Origin of the sequence: Roseateles oligotrophus, assembly GCF_014204525.1 — a bacterium.
Taxonomy (GTDB): Bacteria; Pseudomonadota; Gammaproteobacteria; order Burkholderiales; family Burkholderiaceae_C; genus Paucibacter_A; species Paucibacter_A oligotrophus_A.
This window is the reverse complement of sequence record NZ_JACHLP010000014.1, coordinates 11,847-29,821: the sequence shown is the minus strand read 5'-3', so window position 1 is coordinate 29,821 and position 17,975 is coordinate 11,847. Positions and strand designations below refer to the sequence as shown.

5 protein-coding genes are annotated in these 17,975 nt (G+C 68.3%); all 5 read right to left on the bottom strand.

The annotated features are described in order from the left end of the window. Nucleotides 1-47 precede the first annotated feature (47 nt). The 5 genes from HNP55_RS23020 to HNP55_RS23000 all read right to left on the bottom strand — a co-directional run bounded on the left by HNP55_RS23020 (nucleotide 48) and on the right by HNP55_RS23000 (nucleotide 17,682). Nucleotides 48-12,017, bottom strand: a complete 11,970-nt coding sequence (locus tag HNP55_RS23020; RefSeq protein WP_184304620.1) for a filamentous haemagglutinin family protein — start codon at nucleotides 12,015-12,017, stop codon at nucleotides 48-50. A gap of 8 nt (nucleotides 12,018-12,025) precedes the next feature. Next, nucleotides 12,026-13,648: a POTRA domain-containing protein gene (locus HNP55_RS23015; protein WP_184304618.1), complete on the bottom strand. Its 1,623-nt coding sequence runs from the start codon at nucleotides 13,646-13,648 to the stop codon at nucleotides 12,026-12,028. Between the two features lie 332 nt (nucleotides 13,649-13,980). After that, nucleotides 13,981-15,102 carry a PEP-CTERM sorting domain-containing protein gene (locus HNP55_RS23010; RefSeq protein ID WP_184304616.1) on the bottom strand — a complete coding sequence of 374 codons (1,122 nt, stop codon included), beginning with the start codon at nucleotides 15,100-15,102 and terminating at the stop codon, nucleotides 13,981-13,983. An 88-nt stretch (nucleotides 15,103-15,190) separates the two neighbouring features. Then, complete coding sequence (locus HNP55_RS23005; protein WP_184304614.1) at nucleotides 15,191-16,702, bottom strand: hypothetical protein; 1,512 nt, start codon at nucleotides 16,700-16,702, stop codon at nucleotides 15,191-15,193. Nucleotides 16,703-16,821: 119 nt separating this feature from the next. After that, nucleotides 16,822-17,682 carry a PEP-CTERM sorting domain-containing protein gene (locus tag HNP55_RS23000; RefSeq protein ID WP_184304612.1) on the bottom strand — a complete coding sequence of 287 codons (861 nt, stop codon included), beginning with the start codon at nucleotides 17,680-17,682 and terminating at the stop codon, nucleotides 16,822-16,824. Nucleotides 17,683-17,975: the final 293 nt, after the last annotated feature.

The following is a 17,975-nucleotide window of genomic DNA, read 5'->3' as shown; positions in this document are numbered from 1 at the left end:
TGAAAAGAAGTGAATCTTGTGGCTTGAGGAGCTAGAGGTGGAGAGGCTCAATCGCCCTGGCCGAAGCCCAGGAAGTCCAGGAACAGATGGCGCCGCGGCTTGCGCTTGCGGCGCTCCTCGTCCTCGTCCGTGCTCTTTTGCTCGCGCAGGCCGGCGGCGGTGGCGGTGGGCGTCAGGGGCAAGGCGCTGACGGCGGCGCTGGCATCGGCTTGCACAGCCAGGCCGCCGCTCTTGCCGCCCACCTGCAGGTTGTCGGCGCCCACCAGACGGGTGGCACCGAAGAAGGCATTGCCGGCGGTCTTGATGCCGGCGTCGCCCGCATTGATCTCGCCCAGCGGCGCGTACAGATCCAGATTGCTGCCGGCATCCAGCACCGCGATACCGCTGCCGCTGAAGCTGCCCGAGGTGTCGACCTTGAACTGGCCATGCTCGTCGATGAAATAGACCGGCGGCGGCGCGCCCACCACGGTCTTGGCACCGCGGCCGGCATCCAGATTGCCGAGGCTGGCCCACAGCATCACATCGCCGCGCGCCAGCGTGAAGATGCGCGACTGATTGACCTCCACGCTCATGCGCACGGCGGCGCTGATATCGCCACCGGCCACCGTCACCAGCCCCAAATCGGAGGCCTTGCGGGCATCCGTGCCGCCGGAGAGATCGCCCACATTGAGCGTGCCGCCGGGGGCGACAAAGCGGATGCTGCCGCCCTGGGCCGTCTTGACCTGGCTGTTGGAGAGCAGGATGTTGCCGTCGGGGCGAGGCTTGTTCGGCCCGGCCGGGAACAAGGCGTCCAGGGCCTGGTAGCCGCGCAGATAGGCCTCCCTCTGGCCGGCCAGAGCGGCGCGGCCCGCCGTGCGCAGCTCGCTCACCAGCACCTGGCTCAGGAAGAGCGTTTGCTGGGCCGGGCTGAAGCCTTCAAAGGCTTTTGCGGCCTCGGCCGCGCCCAGGGCTTGCGTGGCAGCCAGCCCCTGCTGCTGCCTGACGAACTGCGTCAAGGCCGAGGTGTAGGGCGAGACGGCCAGCAGCAGTGCCTCGCGCTGCGCGGGACTCAGGCTGTCGGCCCGGGCGGCCAGGGCCGCGCCCAGGGCCTGCGCCTGCAGCGCCTCCCGCAGGGCCGCCCGGACGGACTCCTTGCTCGGCAAGGCCTGGCCGGCCACGAACTGGCTGCCCGCCAGCGCCGTGTCGCCCGCATTGAGCTGGCTGTTCACCAGACGGCCGGACGCCAGCGCATCGCCCATGGCCTGGCTGCTGGCCTCGGCCAGGGCCAGGTTTTTTTGCAGATAGCTCTCACTGGCCGAGTTCAGCAGCGCGTCCCCCACCAAGGCCCTGACCCGCTCGCGCTGGTCGGCCAGCGGCAGGGCCGCAAAAGCCTTGGCCGCCGTCTCGGCCGCGCCGGCGTCCAGCAAGCGGCCGTCCTGGGCCAGGGCGGCCAATTGCACCGCCAGCTGGGCCGGGAAGTTCTCCAGGCCCGCGCCCCGCAGCTGGAACTGGCGCGCCACGGCCGCCTGCGTGTCCTGCAACTGCACGCCGGCCAGCAGGCCTAGGCTGGCACCGCCGCTGGGCAGCAAGAGCTTGTTGTCGGTATTGCCCACGCTCAGCAGGCCGGTGCCGCGCTTCATGTCCACATCACGGCCGGCGCTCAGGAGCAGATCGCCAGGCCCGCCGATGCGCAGACCTTGCGCGCCCAGCGTGAGGTCCCGCCCTGCCTCCAGCAGCGACAGCTCAGCGGCCGCGCTGTGCTGCAGCTGGATCGCATCGACCGAGCTCAGATCGCGCCCGGCCCGCATGCGCAGCGGCCGCGCGCTGAAGGACGAGCCCTTCAGCTGCAGATCCCCAGCCGCCGCCACCAGATGAAGGGCGGAGCGCTCGCTGGCGTCCAGGCCGTCCGCCGTGCGATTCCACAGGCCGCCGAATACATCAAAGGTGTTGGCGACCTCGGCGGAACTGAGCGGGCGAGGCCAATGGCCCTCGGCCTTGGCGGCCGCCGTCACCCCAAAGGAAGTGAGGCTCAGGTTCTGCGCGGCCAGCACGGCCAGGTCGGCATCGCCCACCGGCTGCTGGCGCAGATTGCCGGCCCGTACATTGCCGGCCAGGGCGGCCAGCAATAATTGGTCGGGCAGGACCTCGGCCGAGGCTCCCGGCGCCGCCGCCGAGATCGCGGCGGGAGGCCGCTCGCCCATCAGGCTCAGATCGCCGCTGCTGGCCACGATGCTCGCACTGGCATTGGGCGCCAGGCCAAAAATGGTGTCGACCCGGGCGGACGACTCCGTGCCCTGCTTGGCCCCGGCCATGCTGGCCGGGTTCGTCAGGCTGCCCAGGGCCAGGCCGCGCCCGGCATCCACCGTCCAGGCCGTGTTCATGTAGAAAAGCTGGGGGCCAGGGTAGCTCAGGGCCTGAGCCTCGCCGCTGCGGGCGGCCCGGATCTGCTCCGCCGCGCTCAGGCTGGCCTGCGCACCGCCGGCATTGAACAAGCCGCCGACCACATCGCGGCCCGCCTGCACCTGCAGGCTGCCGCCGCTCCACCAGCGCTGTTGCGGCGCTTGGTAAGCCTCATCACCGGGCTTGCCGCTGGCCTGGACGGCATAGCCGCTGGCGGGTGTCGATGCGTCCACATCGACCACGTCACGGCCCGCAAGCACGGCCACATTGCCACCGCCAAACGAGGCAATGCCCTGGGCAAACAAGTCATAGCGCGACCACAGAGCCAGGCCCTGATCGGCCTGGTTGACATTGGCCTGGCGGTACCACCAGTCCGTCACATACTGCACGCTGCTGGCATTGGCACTGCCGTTGTAAATGGCCGCAGGCAGGGCCCGCACATCATTGCCCGCCTGCAGCGAGATGTCGCCGGCGTTCTCGAAGAAGGGGCCGAGCGCGGCCGTGCCATTGCGGATCAGCTGGTCGGCGCTACGAATGCCCAGCCTGTCCAGGCCCGGGGTATGGGCCGCGGCCACGGCCGTGCCGGTGGTGTAGATGCGCACCTGGCTGTTGCGCGGCTGCTCCGGCGTGCCGCCCACGGCCACACCCAGATTGATGTCGCCCGCCGCGGCCAGGGCGATATCGCCGGTCGTCGTGCGGATGAACACAATCGGCGGCGTCCCGCCGGCCATGCTGGCGGCACGCCCCACCGTCACGCCGGCCATGCTGCCGGCCTGCACGGCCAGCGGATCGGCCGCCGCCAGATCGGCCCCGCCGATGAAGCGGAAGGAGGCGGCCGTGCCGGCCATGGCCAGGCCGTTGGCCGCGATGGCGCGCTTGTCGCTGGCGCTGGGCGCGGCGGCAAAGCCGTCCGAAATGCTATTGCCCAGAATCAGCTGATCGGCGGCCCGCAGCGTGAGGGTGATCGCTTCGCCAACGCGGGGGCCAGTAGCTGGCAGCAGATTCCACTCGCTGCCCAGGCTCAGACTCTTGCTGGAGCGGATCTCCACCCCGGGCGCCACCGCCAGCTTCTGCAACAAGGCTGCATCGCCATTGGCCAGGCTCAGGGCCAGGGCATGGGTATGGGTCGCGTCGGCACCGACGAAGGCGCTATTGTCCGCCGCCACCGTCGAGGGCTTGAGCACCGGGGCACGGGGGATCACCGTGGGTGCGGGCGTCGGGGCGGGCGTAGGTGCAGGCGTCGGAGCGGGGCTGGGAGCCGCCGTCGGCAGCACGGTAGGCGATAGCGTCGGATTGGCCGTTGGCGCCACGGTCGGCGCAGCCGCGGGGCCGGTGGGCGGTGCGGGAGGTTTTTTGTCTATCGTGCTGCTGCCATTGCCCGGCGACACCACGGCCAGGGGCAAGGCCGCGATCAAGCGGGCGGGGGCCATGCCGGGGCCGCTGCTTTCTAGTGGCGCCGGCGCGCTCAGCAAGGGCTTTTGCGGCGGCGTGGATGGCAAGACGCCGGGCGTCGTCGGACCATTGCCCGGCGAAGCAAGGGGCGCGGCGGTCGGCGCGGCGGTGGGTGGGCCGGACGGCGGTGCCGGTGGCAGATGGCCCGGCGTGCTCGGGCCATTACCCGGCGAGACCGTGGGCGCCGAAGTCGGTGCGGCCGTGGGAGCGGCGGTCGGTGCTGCGGTCGGTGCTGCAGTCGGCGCGGCCGTGGGAGCAGCGGTAGGCGCTGCGGTCGGCGCGGCCGTGGGAGCAGCGGTAGGCGCTGCGGTCGGCGCAGCCGTGGGAGCAGCGGTCGGTGCTGCAGTCGGCGCAGCCGTGGGAGCAGCGGTAGGTGCTGCGGTCGGCGCGGCCGTGGGAGCAGCGGTAGGTGCTGCGGTCGGCGCAGCCGTGGGAGCGGCGGTAGGCGCTGCGGTCGGCGCGGCCGTGGGAGCGGCGGTAGGCGCTGCGGTCGGCGAGGCCGTGGGAGCAGCGGTAGGCGCTGCGGTCGGCGAGGCCGTGGGAGCAGCGGTAGGCGCTGCGGTCGGCGCTACCGTCGGGCTGGCCGTGGGGCTCAGGGTCGGAAGGGTGCCAGGCCCGCTGGGGGGCGCCGGCGGCGTCACGCCGGGCGTCGTCGAGCCATTGCCGGGCGAGACGGTGGGCGAGGTGGTCGGGGGCAGCGTCGGAGCCACGGTGGGTTGCACGGTGGGCGTGGTCGTCGGCGCAAGGGTAGGAGTAAGCGTCGGTGCGACCGTGGGCACCACGGTCGGCGCCAGCGTGGGGCTGGTGGTGGGCGCAACGGTGGGCACGACCGTGGGCGCGACGGTCGGCCCCGTGCCCGGCCCCGTCGGCGGGGCGGGCGGCGTCACGCCGGGCGTCGTCGAGCCGTTGCCCGGCGAGACGGTGGGCGAGCTCGTCGGGGGCAAGGTGGGCTTTGCGGTCGGGCTGAGCGTCGGCAATACCGTGGGGCTCAGCGTTGGCGGCTGAGTCGGCGCCACGGTGGGCATGAGTGTGGGCGCCAGCGTCCCCGTCTCGCTGATCAGCTCCACCCCTTCGTACAGCCGCACAGCCTCCACGCGCACGCTGGCGACGGCGCTCAGGTCGGAGCGCAAGGTCTCGACCGCCACACCGCTGCCTCCCGGCATGGCAGCGCTGACGCCCTGGCGCTGGGCACGCAGCAGCAGGCTGCCGGCCGCAGCCCCCACGCCGCCGGGCGCGCTCACGCTGGCGCCCGCTTGCAGGCGCAGCACACCGCTGCTGCTCATCAGGCGGATTTGCCCGCCCTGCTCGCCGGCCGCGCTATTGCCGGCGCTGAGCACGGCACCCGGCAGCAGGCTCAGATCGCCGCCGCTGGCCAGGCTGATCAAGGCGCCACGCGGCGCTTGCGCCAGCAACTGGCCTTGAATGTCCAGGCGCCCAGCATCGGCCACCAGGGCCAGCTGGGCGGAGCGCAGTGTCACGCCCTCGGCCAAGCGCTGGTCGCCCGCGCGATTGCGCAGCGAAATCAGTTGCGCGAACTGGCCCTCCTCCAGCCCCTGCGCCAGCACGGCCAGATCCAGCGGCTGGCGGCTGTCCAGCAGCAGGCTGGCTCCACGCACCTGGCCCTTCGCAAGGCCTTGCAGATCGAGCTGGCCCTGGGCCGCGGACAGCGAGAGCGTGCCGCCTGCGGCCTTGTCGGCGCCCGAGGCATTCAGCTGCGCCCCGGGCTGCAGCTGCACATCGCCCTCGCTGCTGAGCGCGCTGAGCTTGCCGCCAGGGCTGGCAACAAGCTGCCCGTCGATGCTGCGGGCCAAGCCCTGCACCGAGCTCAGCGAACCCGCCTCGAAGCGCAGGCCCTGCCTGGCCTGCAGATTCAGCTGACCGGAGGGCAGCACGATCTGGCCCGCTTGCTGGATCTGCCCGCCCGAGAGCGTCAAGCCCACCGCTGCGCCGGCCGGTGCTGGCGGGCTGCTGGACGGGGTTCCCGCGCCACTCCGCTCCACCCGCAGCAAGCCACCGGCGACAAGCTTTTGCTGGGCCGCATCGCTGCCGATCAGGCGCTGGGCGCTGAGCAGCAGATCACCCGGCGTGCTCAGGCCGCCCTCGCCGCTCAGCACGATGTCGCGCTGCGCCAGCAATCGCACTTGCGCAGCCCCCTGCACCTGCAGCTGGCCGGGGCCCAGGCCCAAATCACCCCCCAGGGCTTGCAGCTCCAGCTGCGTGCCGGGCCCGCCGGCCGCCGGGCCGCTGCCGAGCGTGCCGCCGCTGCTGTTCTGCAGCTGCAATTGCTGGGCACTGATGTGGACACCGCCGGCGCCGGTGCTGCCGAGGCTCAGGCCGCCCGCATCCAGGACCAGGGATTGCAGGCCGGCGCCGCCCAGCACCAGGCCATCCTCCAGCCGCATCTCGCCATAGCTGCGCAGCTGCAGCCGGCCGCCCTGGCCCAGGCGCTCGACCTGGGCGCCGCTGATGCGCAAGGCATCGGGCGCGGCCGTGTCCGCGGCCGCGGAATTGCCGATCACCAAGCGCCCGGCCCCCAGGGACAGGCTGCCGGCTTGCAGGCTGGCGCTATCGTCCACCCGGGTGTGGGCCGTGGCCTCCAGGTTCAGGCTGCCGGTCTTGCCCGTCAGCAGCTGCGCGCCGGCGCCGACCTTCAGGCTGGCTTGGGGCGCCGCGGGCACGCCCCTGCGCTCCAGGCCCGCGGCATGGGCCGAGAGGCGCAGCGAGGCGCCATCGCCGCTGAGCAGCAGCTTGCTGTCTGCCGGGCTCGCGGCAGGCGCGGCCTCGCTGCTCAGGCGCGCGGCATCGGCAATCTCCAGCGACTGCTGGGCCAGCAGAATCAAATCCGGCGCGGCCAGCGTTGGGCCGGCATCCACCACCAGGGTCTGCGCCAGGGTCTGCGCGACGCGCCGGCCCTGGGCGTCCAGGCCTCGCGTACCGCCCAGCAAGATGCTGCCCGCCCCGGTGGCCGACAGATCGGCCGCCGACAGCAGCAAGGCGCCGGGATGCAGCGCCGCCTGGTCGGAGACCGCGATATTTGCGCTGGCGATATTGAGCTCGCCACCGGCCGCCTTGTCGGCGTGGGCAAACGACATCTGCCCCTGCAGCAGCATGCGGCCGGCGGCCAGATTGAGCGCAGCCGCGTCCACGGCCAGGGCCGGTGTGGCCAGGCCGTCGCGCGCGGACTTGGCGGCGAAATAGCTGTCGGCCAAGCTCGTCCGTATCTCGGAGGATTTGCGCGCGATGCTGCTCGGCGTGAAAGTTAGCGCACTGGGGCGGGCATCCAGCAACTCGGTGCCCGCGCTGGCGAATCTTGCGCCGGCGACGACGGCGCCATTGGGCTGGGCCAAGGCCGTGTCGGCCCTCAGCAGACCAGCATTGGGCGCGGGGCTGACGAGGAAGCCACCCGGCAGTGTGGCATAACGCGCAGGTAGAACGGCATATTGCCCGGCCTTCAACAGCTGATCGCCGAACTGCAGATCGCGCGTCAGCAGCAGCAGGCGGCCGGGCTGAACCGCCGCTGTTGCGCCCGTCGCGTCTTTCTGAGCGGCGATGTGTGCGTCCAGCGGCGCCAGCAGGGGCGCGCCCGGCACGATGGCGAAAGCGCCCTGGGCCGCGCCCGCAAACACGTCTTGCGAGCCCCCCGGCCCGGCCACGAATTCCTGCGCCTGCAAGCCGCCCCCACCCGACAGATCCAGCTGAGCACGCAGATCACCGCTCCTGGCCAGCGTCAGTTCGGCGGCGCTGAGATTGATCTCCTTGCTCGGCAGCGCCTTGACGGCATTGGCTTGCGTGCCGTAATACCAGTCGCTGCCGCCCACCGTGCTGCCGTAGGGCACGAGCAGGCCCGCGCCCGACACCGAAGTGAGGCTACCCGGTGCCAGCGTGATCTTGCCCGCGGCTTGCAGATTCAGCTGGCCCAAGGGGGCGCGCAAGACGCCTTGCTGAACGATGTCCTGCGCCTTGAAGCTCAATGCTGCGCCGGCCGACAAAGGGGCGCCGGGCGGGGCGGCATCCGTGGCCTGGCCCGGCGCACGCGCGATGCTCAGCCGATGCGCGCCCACGTCCACCGTGAAGCGGCTGGCCGTGCTGCCGTAGACCTGCGCCGCCTGCAGCGTCAGATCGGCCTCGCTGCGCAAGGCACCGAAATTGCTGCCGTCGGCCGAGAGCACGCCGTTCAGGCGCAAATCGCCCTGGCTCACCAGGTTCACGCTTTGCGCGCCGGCGATCTGGATTGAGCCGGTCAAGTCCAGGCTTTGCCCGCTAGCTTTGACGGTTAGTTTTGATTGCCCCTCCTGAGCCTCGCTGCCGGCCTTGGACACAGCGCTCAGATTGCCCAGCAGCACGGTGGCAGCACTCAGCTGCTGCTTGGCAAGCGGCTGATCCTTCGCTGCGGCCAGTTGCAACAAAGGCGTGTCCAGCACCAAGCGGCGCGAGGCCGCCAGATTGATATCGCCAGCCAACACGACGCTGTCCAGCGAGCCCAGGCTGATATCGGCCAGGCTGCCCGGTGCGCCAAGCAGGCTTTGCGCCAACTGCACCGTCTTCACACCGGCGCTGCCGGAGGCCGGCAGCGCCTGGGCATCCGCCAGCAGCAGACGATGCGCAGGGTTGCTGCTATTGCCGGGGTCCTTGAACATCTGCACGCTCAGGCGGCCATCGGCCTGGCCGGCGCCTCCCGCGGCGGCCTCAAAACGGCTGGCCAAAAGGCTGCCCTGCTGGCCCGCCACATCGATGCTGAGGTTCAGCTGGCCGGCCGCGCTGGCCACGGTCTGCCGGCCTTCCGGGAACAAGGCGCCGGTGGCCGGGCCGTCCAGCCTGGCCTGGCTGCCATGGGCCAGGATGAGGGCCTGTGCATCCAGCTGCAGGCTGGCAGCCGTCAGATTCACCGTGCCGCCGTCCAGCACCCGGCCGCGTACGCTGCCCTCGGCATTGGGCGTCAGCAAGGCCTGGCCGGACACATCGATCCGGGCGCGCGGCCCCAGCAGCAGGCCGTCCTGCGTGCCGGTCCCGCCGACGCTGCCGCTAGCAAGCAGGTTCACCGTGCCACCCGCGGCCTTCAGCTCGCCCTGCATCTGCAGGCTGCGCGCGGCGCGCAGATTCAGGCTGGCGCTCGGGTCCAGCTGGATTTGCGCGCCCTCGGCCACCGTCAGCAGGCCGCTGTCGACCGCGGCCGCGTTGCCGCTGGACTGTAGCGTCAGCTGCACGGGCCGGCGCAAGGCCTGATCACTCAAGGTCTGCAAGCCGCCCAGCCCCTCCAGCCGGCTGCCGGTAGCCGCCGCACGCAGGGCCTGGCTGTTCAGCTGGCGCTGCTGCAGCTGCGGCTGCAAGCGCATATCGCCGGCCACGCCGAGGGACAGCATGCCGTCCACATCAAGGCGCTCGAACCCCCCTTGCGAGAAGAACTCGCTGCCCAGCTGCAGGGCGCCTACGGCAGGCGCCAGGACTGGGCCGCCCAGCGCCACGCTGGCCGCGCGCAAGCTCAGGGAGCCGCCCTTGTCCAGGCCATGGGCCAGCAGGCTGCCGCCCAGCTCGAAGGCCTGGGCCTGGCCCTGCAAGAGGCTGCTTTGCAGCGTGATGCTGCCGGCGTTGCCCGCCTGCACCGCGCCATTGGACTTGACCGTGGCGCCGCCCGACACATCCAGCACCGAGCCCTGACCCAGCAGCAGGCCGGCGCCGGAGCGCAGGCTCACGCTGCCGCCGGCCGCGCTGGCCGTGGCGGCATTGCGGGCCGTCAGCAGGCCGTCGCGCTCCTGGTTGAGCAAGCGCCCCGCCAGATCCAGGCGCTGGCCGGGGGCCAGGCGAATATCGCCCGCCACCGTGCCGTGTTCGCTGTTTTCCACCGTCTGCGCGCTCAGGCTGCCGCCGGCGCTGACGATGTCGGCACCCAGCAGAATGCCGTCCTGGCTGCGCGAGAACAGCTGCACGCTGCTGCGCTCGGCCAGCTCCAGACGAGCGCCGGCTTCGCTGCGTATGCCTTGATCCGAGGCCAGGGCGATGCGGCCAAATCCAGCGGCTTGCAAGAGGCTGCTGCTGATTTCGCTGCGGCCCTCGCGCAAGGGCGCGGCCGGCGTCAGCAGGGGCTGGGCCCAGAAGGCGGCGTCCACCGGCGTGGTCTGGGCGCGCAGCACGATGCGGCTGTCCACCCCGGTGGCATCGGCATTGGTCTGGCCCAGCTGGAAGCTGCCCGCGGCGGCCAAGGCGTCCTGGCCCGCCAGCTGCCGGCTGCCCGCCACCGTGCCCGCGCGCATCTCGCCGTCCAGTACGGCCTGCTGGGCCAGCACCCGCACGCTGCCGGCGGCCTTGCCCTCGACGTAGCCGGGCGCCAGGGTGCCCGGGCTGCTGGCCCGGAAGGCTGTGACCTTGCCCCAGCGGCCGTAGAGCCCGTACGTGGCATCACTCAAGCCCTGGTAGCGCTGCTCGACCGGCGCGTTATTGAGGCTGAACTGGCCGCCATCGGCCGCGGTCAACAGGCTGGGGCGCACGATGGCGTCGGTGAACGCCACCTGGCCGCCAGCGACCGCGAGCTGCGAGCCCGCTTGCGTGGCCACCAAGCCCGTGCTCTCCAGCAGCAGGGTACCGCCCTGAGCCATGCGCTCGGTGGCGGTCTTGCCAATGCCGCTGCGGTAGCTGCTCAGATCGCCCAGGATGGGCGAGGCCTGGCGCACATCGGCCGTGACCTTGGCGCGGTACAGCGGCCCGTCCTTCTGCAAGGGCGCGTCCTTCAAATCATTGCCGCCCAAGAGTTCGGTGGTGACGAAATTTCGCGCGGCCGAGACCTGGGTCTCGGTGCTACCCGACAGATCAATAAGCACACCGGCGCCCACGGCCAGTACAGCGCCCGGATCAAAAGGGCGATCAGCTGCAGTCAATTTTTGAGGGGCGAAAGCAAAGCCTTGTGCGTCAAGAAAACCGTAGTCCGGCTTTTGCTCGGCCCGCAGGCGTACCTGCGCGGCCGGAGCCTTGATCTGGGCGCCCGGCCCGTTCTCATCGCGGCCTTGCAACTGAATGCTGTGCGCACTCATCTCAATCCGCGAGGCGGTGAACTGATCACCGGTGGAGGTGGCCGCCCGCGTATCCGCGTCCGGCGCGATCGTGAGGCTGCTCTGCGAGCCCAAAGTCAGCACACCGCCCGTGCTGGCGCGCTTGATGATGTTGACGCCACTTTGCGTGGCCGCGGTCTGACCACGAGCCAACAAAAACACCGAACCGTTCTCGCTCACGCTGGTGCTGGCACTGATGCGGCCCAGCTGGTTGACGGCCATGCCCACCAGGGTGGTGTTGCCGCGCTGGCTGATGATCTCGCCCAGCTGATCCACCTGGCCGGCGCCGCTGCCCACCTCGACCAGCAGGCCGCGCAGCGCCGGCATGTCTTTATTGATCTCCGAGGCATAGATCTTCTCGGCCGTGGGCGTTTGCAAAAACACCTGCTCACCCGCGGCCAGGACGGTCTGGCCGCCCGGGGTCTCGATGCGGCCGGCATTGCTCACCTCCTCGGCAAACAGGAACACCCGGCCGCCGCCGGCCGTCGTGATCGTGGCGCCTTTTTGCACGGCCACAAAGCCCTTGCCCAACTCGGGCACGCCCAGCACCTCCGCATCGCGGCGGAAGGAAGGGTTCAGGGAGTAGATGGATTTGGTCAGGCCGGCCAGAAAATCGTCGTTATCCACATTCAGGGTGGAAGCGATCAGCGCGCCCACATTGACCTGCGCGTTAGGGCCAAACAAGATGCCGTTGCCATTGAGCAGGAACACATCGCCGCCGGCGATGCGCTCGGGCTGGCTGCCGCCCGCCACAAAGGCCGGGTTGGGCACGCTGGACTTGAGCGTGCCGAAGATGGCGCTGGGCGCCGCACCCTTGTCCACCCGGTTCAAGGCCGCGCTACCGGCGCTGGGCATGCGGTATTCGACGCTGCTATTGGCGCCGATATTGAAGCTCTGCCACTGGTAGATGGCGCGCGCCGTGCTCTGGTCTATGACCATGTTCTGGCCCGTCGTGCTCTGGCTGGCCCCACCGCTGATGAGCCGCATGCCTGCCGGCAAGGCATTCACATTCGGCGCGGGCACGGAACGCAGGCCCGCCTGCGCCAGCGACTGCAGGGGCCAGATCGCCACCAAGGCCATCATCAGCGGCGCGAGCGCCCTGGGACTAGGGGAGGAATGGCGAGGGCTTGAGACGGTGGCGGGCATGATGGTTCTCAGAGCTGGGCGCTCAATCGGAAGTGCAAACGAGGCTCGTACTTGGGGCTTGTGCGGGTGGACTTGAGCGGCCAGGCCAGGTCGAACTCGGCGCTCAAACCGCGGCCGGCGCGCAGACGCAGGCCCAGGCCCGCGCCGCCCAGCCAGACATGCTCGGTCTGCTCGGGCATGGGCTGCAGGGTCTGGCTGCGGCCGGCATCGGCGTAAGCCAGCAAGGCCAGCTCGCGCCAGAAGGGCGGGCTCTTGCCCGCCTCCGCAGGGCTTGCTTCGGCCGCGCCGAGTAGATTGCCGCTGCGCCATTCCAGCGAGGCCAGCACGGCGTTGTCGCCCGAGGCCTCGGCCTCCAGATAACCACGCACCGTGTCGGCCCCGCCCAAGGCGTACTGCTCGCCCGAGACCAGGGGTTGAGTGGCTAACTGCCAGGCCAGGCGGCTATTGAGGCTGCCCGGCCAGGACTTGGGCAGGCCGAAATCGGCCAGGGGCCGGCCGTCGCGCAGCTCGGCCCGCCAGTAGGCGAAGCTGCCGTCGGCGCCGTCGCGCTTGCACTGGAACTGGTCCACGGCGCCCAGATTGCCGGGGCAGCTGACATCGCGCTGCAGCCAGTTGCGCCAGCCGAAGGTGAGGCCGCTCGTCAGGCTGCTCTGGGCCCGGCCGGCAAACCAGTTGCCGGCATAGCTCAGCTGCCAAGGCAGATAGCGCAAGGGGGTGGACAACTCCGAGCCGCTGCCATTGCCGCTGCTCAGCTGCCGTTCCTTGACGTCCTTGAAATCAAAGCCGGCGTTGAAGCTGTGCAAGGACTCCAGCTTAGCGCCCGGGCTGGCCAGCGTGCGCATCCAGCGCAGGCCCAGGGTCTTGCCCTGGCCTATCACCGTGCCCGCGCCCAGCGGCTCCACATGGCTGTTGGACAGCACGGCGCTGGCGAGCAGGCTGTCCTTGCCGGACAAAGGCAGCAGGTAATTGGCCACCAGCACGGTGGACTGGCGCGTCTGGCGCGGCGCCGTGATCAGGCTCAGCGAGAGGCTGTGGTCGCGCTGCCAGAGGTTGTCGTAGCGCAGCAGGGCCGAGGCCCGCAGGGCTTCGGTGTCGGCGGCATGGCGGTTGTTGAGCTCAAACTGGGCGGCCAGCGGCAGCTGGTCGTTCACCCGCAGCTCCACCTCCACCGTGCCGGGCGTCGAGCCCGGACGCAGCAATTGCTGGACGCGCCGCTCCTCGCGCGAGAGCTCGGCGATCTGCCTTGCGGCTTCGTTGAAGTCCGGCACCCGGCCCGGCGCCAGCTCGGCCACCCGCTCGCGGATCACGCCCTGGTCGTAATAGCGCGAGCCGGTGACGCGCAGGCGCTCGACCCGGCCCTCGGTCACCCGCAGGCGCAGCAGGCCGGCGTCGACGCGCTGTTCCGGGATGTCAACAAACACGCTCAGAAAGCCGGCCTGCTGGTAGCGCTTCTCCAGCGCCTCGCGGGCCGCCTCCACATCGGCCATCTGCCGGTCTTCGCCCAAAAAGGGCAGCAAGACCTGCTCGACCTGGGCGACGCTCAAGACGGTATTGCCCTCGACCTCGAATTCGAGAATGGCAAAGCGCGGTGCCTCGACCTGCTGGGGCGAAGATTGGGATTGCGCCCGCACAGCAAGCGGCAGGAACAGTGGGGCCAGCGCCAGCACGGCGCTCGCAACAAGCGCTGGCTTGCGGACGCACGATGCCCGCCGCTTTTGCGCGGCAAGGCCGCGGCCGGCCGCAGGCAGGCTGGGCCCTGTTGAGGCAATAAATTTCATGCGAGGAGTATCAAAAAGCGCGGTGAAGCGGCGATGAAAAGCCGCGGGGCGGCATGAGCCGTTCGGCTCAGGGGGCTGCCTGGCAGCGGCGAGCGCGCAAAGAAAAAGACAAAAGGACAAAAAGACAAAAGGACCGGACGATGCCGGTCCTCTCAAGCGTTAGGAGCCGCTGCTTCGAGCGCTACTCAGGCCTGCGCAGCGCGTCGCCGCGCCCGCCCGGCCAAGGCCAACAGACCCAGGCCCATCAAGCCCCAGCTGGCCGGTTCTGGCACAGCCGCCAAGGGTGTCGCCATCCCGACCAGCACCAGGCTGCCCGGCCGGTAGCCGGCGAACTCGATCTGCGTCGAGCTGAAGGCCTTGGCCGCAAAGCCGGCCGTGTAATCGGTCAGATTCATGCGCATCTGCCCGGCCGCCGTCGTCGCCCTCGGGCCGCTGGCTTCCAGGGTGTAGCTGAGCAGATACTGGCCCTTGTAGGGCGAGTTGGCGTCGTCGGCCACCTTGGTGAAGCCCCAGTAGCCGTCGTGGCCCATATTGTCGAATTCGTCGACGAGGATGGTGCCCAATTGATCAATGCCGGAGCGCGTCAGATAGTAGAACCAGGACGAGTCTCCGAGCTTGTTGCTCATGCTGAATGGCGCGTTGCCATTCATCGTGTCGTTCCAAGGCGCACTATTGCTACCGAAATAGGCGGCGGGCTTGTCGGCTTTGACGTTGACGCTGCTGCCGTTCAAAGGGAGGTTGGTTGAACCGCCATGCGTGCCTGTGACGTTGACTGCGTCAATAAAGACTTTCACCGTGGCGCTCGAATTCCCCCAACTAAGTTTTTGATTGGTCAGGCTGGCGATATTGGCTTCGTCGCCTTGCTGAACCGTTGTGAAGATCCGATTCAAACCTGCCTGAGTGCTTCCACTGGCCTGGGAAGCGAACACGGTCCAACGGAGATCTCCCGCGTTGATTTGAGGCAGGAACGCCGCCCATTGCGCATCGGCAATCGGAATAAAGAGCTGGGTGAAAGTTTCCTGCTGGGCGGAGATAAAAAAGGCATTCATGTCCAGACCCAGATCCAAGGTGTAAGACACCTGGTTCACCGGATCCGAAGCCACGAACACCAATTCTCCGTTCCCCTTGTAGAACGTCGCATTGGGGCCAGTCGGGTTGCTTATCCCAGAAGAAATGGTCGCCTGAGCCTGGCCTATGCCCATCAGCGCGACCAGCAATAGCAGCTGACCCAAGCCCCGGGCAGATTTCGGATGCAAGCGGTGGCCCTGAGAGAACGCCGAAACGGGTGCATGGAATGAGTCGCGCATATCGATCCCCAATGAAGAAGAAGGAGGCACCAAGCCTCCTCGGAGCAAGGCCATGCCTCATCTCGGGGCATGGCCTTGCATGCAGGCCTTACTTGGCAGCGGTCAGAGGTTGGCAGCTATTGCCACCACGGTTCACACGTGAACCGAAAGCGATCTCAGCGGCCGTGCCGGTGCCGAAAGCGCCTGCATAGCTGGTGGGCAGGGCCAGAACACCGGCTTGGTTGGCGGCAGACAGAGTCGCCAAGGCAGAAGGCTTGGCGACCTCGGCGGTGAAGCCGGTGATGAAAGCGCGCTGGTTCGCCGTCAGAGCAGCAAAAGCACTCTTGTTGTACTGGATGGTGGACTCAAACAGATAGTCGTAACGGCCTTGTTTGGCGTTCGTGCCATTGGCGACGGCACCTTCCAAGCGCACATGCTTCCAGCTATTGGAGCCTGGGGCGTTTTCCTTGGAGATATGGCCGATGGCATAGCCGCCCGACTTCTGGGCTTGGTTCATGCAGCTGACCACATCGCCGGTGCCCGGGCCTTCAAACACGAACAAGCTGCCGCTGGGCATGGGGCCTGTAGCGGCACCACCCATATTGGCCACCAAGTAGTTTGCAATACTCAAACCGCCTGCGGTGGTGCTGGCCGACGAGGACATATCGTCGGGCGCTGCGGAGGTGGACACATCCCAAATTGCAGACGGCTGGGGGGCGGAACCACAGGGCAGGTCACCAAACATCAGATTGGCGGCGGCTTGCGTGCCCGAACCATTGACGCGGCGGCAGATATTGACCTGCGAGTCGACCAAGGCGGCATTGCCGGAGACCAAGGTCCAATTGTTGGCCTGACCAGCAAAGAAGGTACGTGCCTGCGCCTTGCCGATGGAGGGGATGCACTGTTCATCGCTCGAAGAGGTAGTGCATGCGCCGCCGGCGTTGTCCTTGACAGCGCTCAGGCCTTGCTTGGCGAACATATCGTTGTACAGATTGGTGTTGACGGCGACGCCAAACACGGTCTGGATGACGGGCGTCACCTTCAAAGCAGCAATTTGCGCCGGGCTCAGGCCATCGAGAGGGTAATTGTCATCGGCGGCGTCCAAAGGATCAGTCGGTACATTGCTTCCCTTGAACATCGCGGGTTCGACGTCAGACATACCCAAGCTTGGCACAGCCATGCGGGTACCGGGGCAGCTGCCGAAGACCTGGCCAGAGCCGGTCGTGCAGGCTGTGACTTCGGCGAAGGGGCGAGCGGTGCCGAAGTAGACCGGGAACACGCCCTGGGCAGAACCGCCCGCGTCGCTCTTGAAGAAAGCGACATCGGTGCCTGCAGCCAGGCCCAGCTTGGCGGCGGGCAGCTTGCAAGTGACGGCCCAGAAATTGCCCACGGTCTTGAAGCCACCGGCGGCGTCATAGGTGGCGTTGTAAATGGTGGCCGAATTGTTGGCGAGGCCGCCGCAGACATCATTCAGCACCACGCTGCCCAGGGCGGCGCGCACGGCGGAAGCACCGCTCATATAGATGCGCACGGTGCCCGGGGCATCGACATTAATGGGGGCGGCAAAAGCGGAAGAGGCAACCAGGGCGGCGGCGGCGATGGCGATAGAACGCAGTTTCATGATTTACCTTGGTCTGAGGGCGCAGGCCGACCCTGTCGGCAACAGCCGACAGGAGACGCAATGCGCCGGAGGATGGGAATGAGGGGAGCACGCTGCGGCACCCGGCCGCAGCTAAAAACTCAGGCCTGGTTGCGGCGACGCACGACAAAGCCCATGGCCAGCAGGCCGGCCATCAGCAGGGCGTAGGTCGTGGGCTCGGGCACGGGAGCCGCGACGGCGGCCAGGGTGTAGTCCAGCACGGGGCCATTGGCACCGATGGCGAATGTCCACTTGCCGGTGTTCTGGCTGTTGGCAAAGGGGTTCACATTCACCAAGGCCAGTTGATCGGTACCGGTGCGGGTGATCAGGTCAAAAGCGGCCGAGGCACCGATGGCATTGGAATTGGAAAAGGTTGCGTTGCCATTGAAGTACTCGCCAACCCACTTGCCGAAATAGGCATTGCCAGTGCCTTCGGACAGCTTGTTGACGCTGGAGCCGTTGATCGCATAGTTAGTAGCGGCGCCGGGGACACCGTGGGTGCCCGTAGGATTTAGCGCACCCAGAAAAGTACCAACCGTTGCGGACGAAATGCCAAAAGAGAACTTCTGATTTGTCCAATCAGCAACCAAGGCTTCATCGCCGTTTTTGATGGTGGTTAGCAGTTTGACCTTGCCTGCCTGGGTGCCACCGGACAAGGCATGGCCCGTCACGTTCCAGACCAATTGGCTGGCATCGGCCTGAGCCAAGAACGAGGTCCAGTTGGCATCGCCGGCCAGGCTGAAGCTCTTGCTATAGCCCGCTTCGACATTATCGGCAGCAACACGAAAGGCGCTGATGAACTGACCCAGATCCTTGGTGTAGGAGATGCTGCGCGACTGGTCGAACACCGTGAAATACAGCTCGCCATCTTGCGACGTGGCAACACCACCTTGAATAGCGGCGAATGCGGGCACGGCGGCCAACAGGGCAGCGGCGGCGGCGATGTGCTTGATCATCTTCATATGCTTGACTCCAAAAAAGGACTGACTGCTGTTTGAGAAAAACAGTCAAAGTGAAAGGACTCGAAAGGACAGGTGCCGAACACCCGCCTCGCCTGGCCCTTGAGGGCCGGGGCGGGGCTTGCATCGGCGCCACCTAAGGAGCAACCACTGGCCAAGCGTCCAAACAAAAATCAGGAGCGTTGCGGCGGCCGCTTTCGGGCGGTGTCGGGCCGGCTGGCCCGAGCAAGAGAAAAGAACGCGGTGCCTGCCTGGCTGGCACCTACAAGTGAATCTTGGCAGCTTTGCGTGAAAAC

Excerpts from the sequence above, each read along its gene's own strand:
- HNP55_RS23010 (WP_184304616.1), bottom strand. The coding sequence starts at position 15,102 with ATGCGCGACTCATTCCATGCACCCGTTTCGGCGTTCTCTCAGGGCCAC.
- HNP55_RS23005 (WP_184304614.1), bottom strand. The coding sequence starts at position 16,702 with ATGAAACTGCGTTCTATCGCCATCGCCGCCGCCGCCCTGGTTGCCTCT.
- HNP55_RS23020 (WP_184304620.1), bottom strand. The coding sequence starts at position 12,017 with ATGCCCGCCACCGTCTCAAGCCCTCGCCATTCCTCCCCTAGTCCCAGG.
- HNP55_RS23000 (WP_184304612.1), bottom strand. The coding sequence starts at position 17,682 with ATGAAGATGATCAAGCACATCGCCGCCGCCGCTGCCCTGTTGGCCGCC.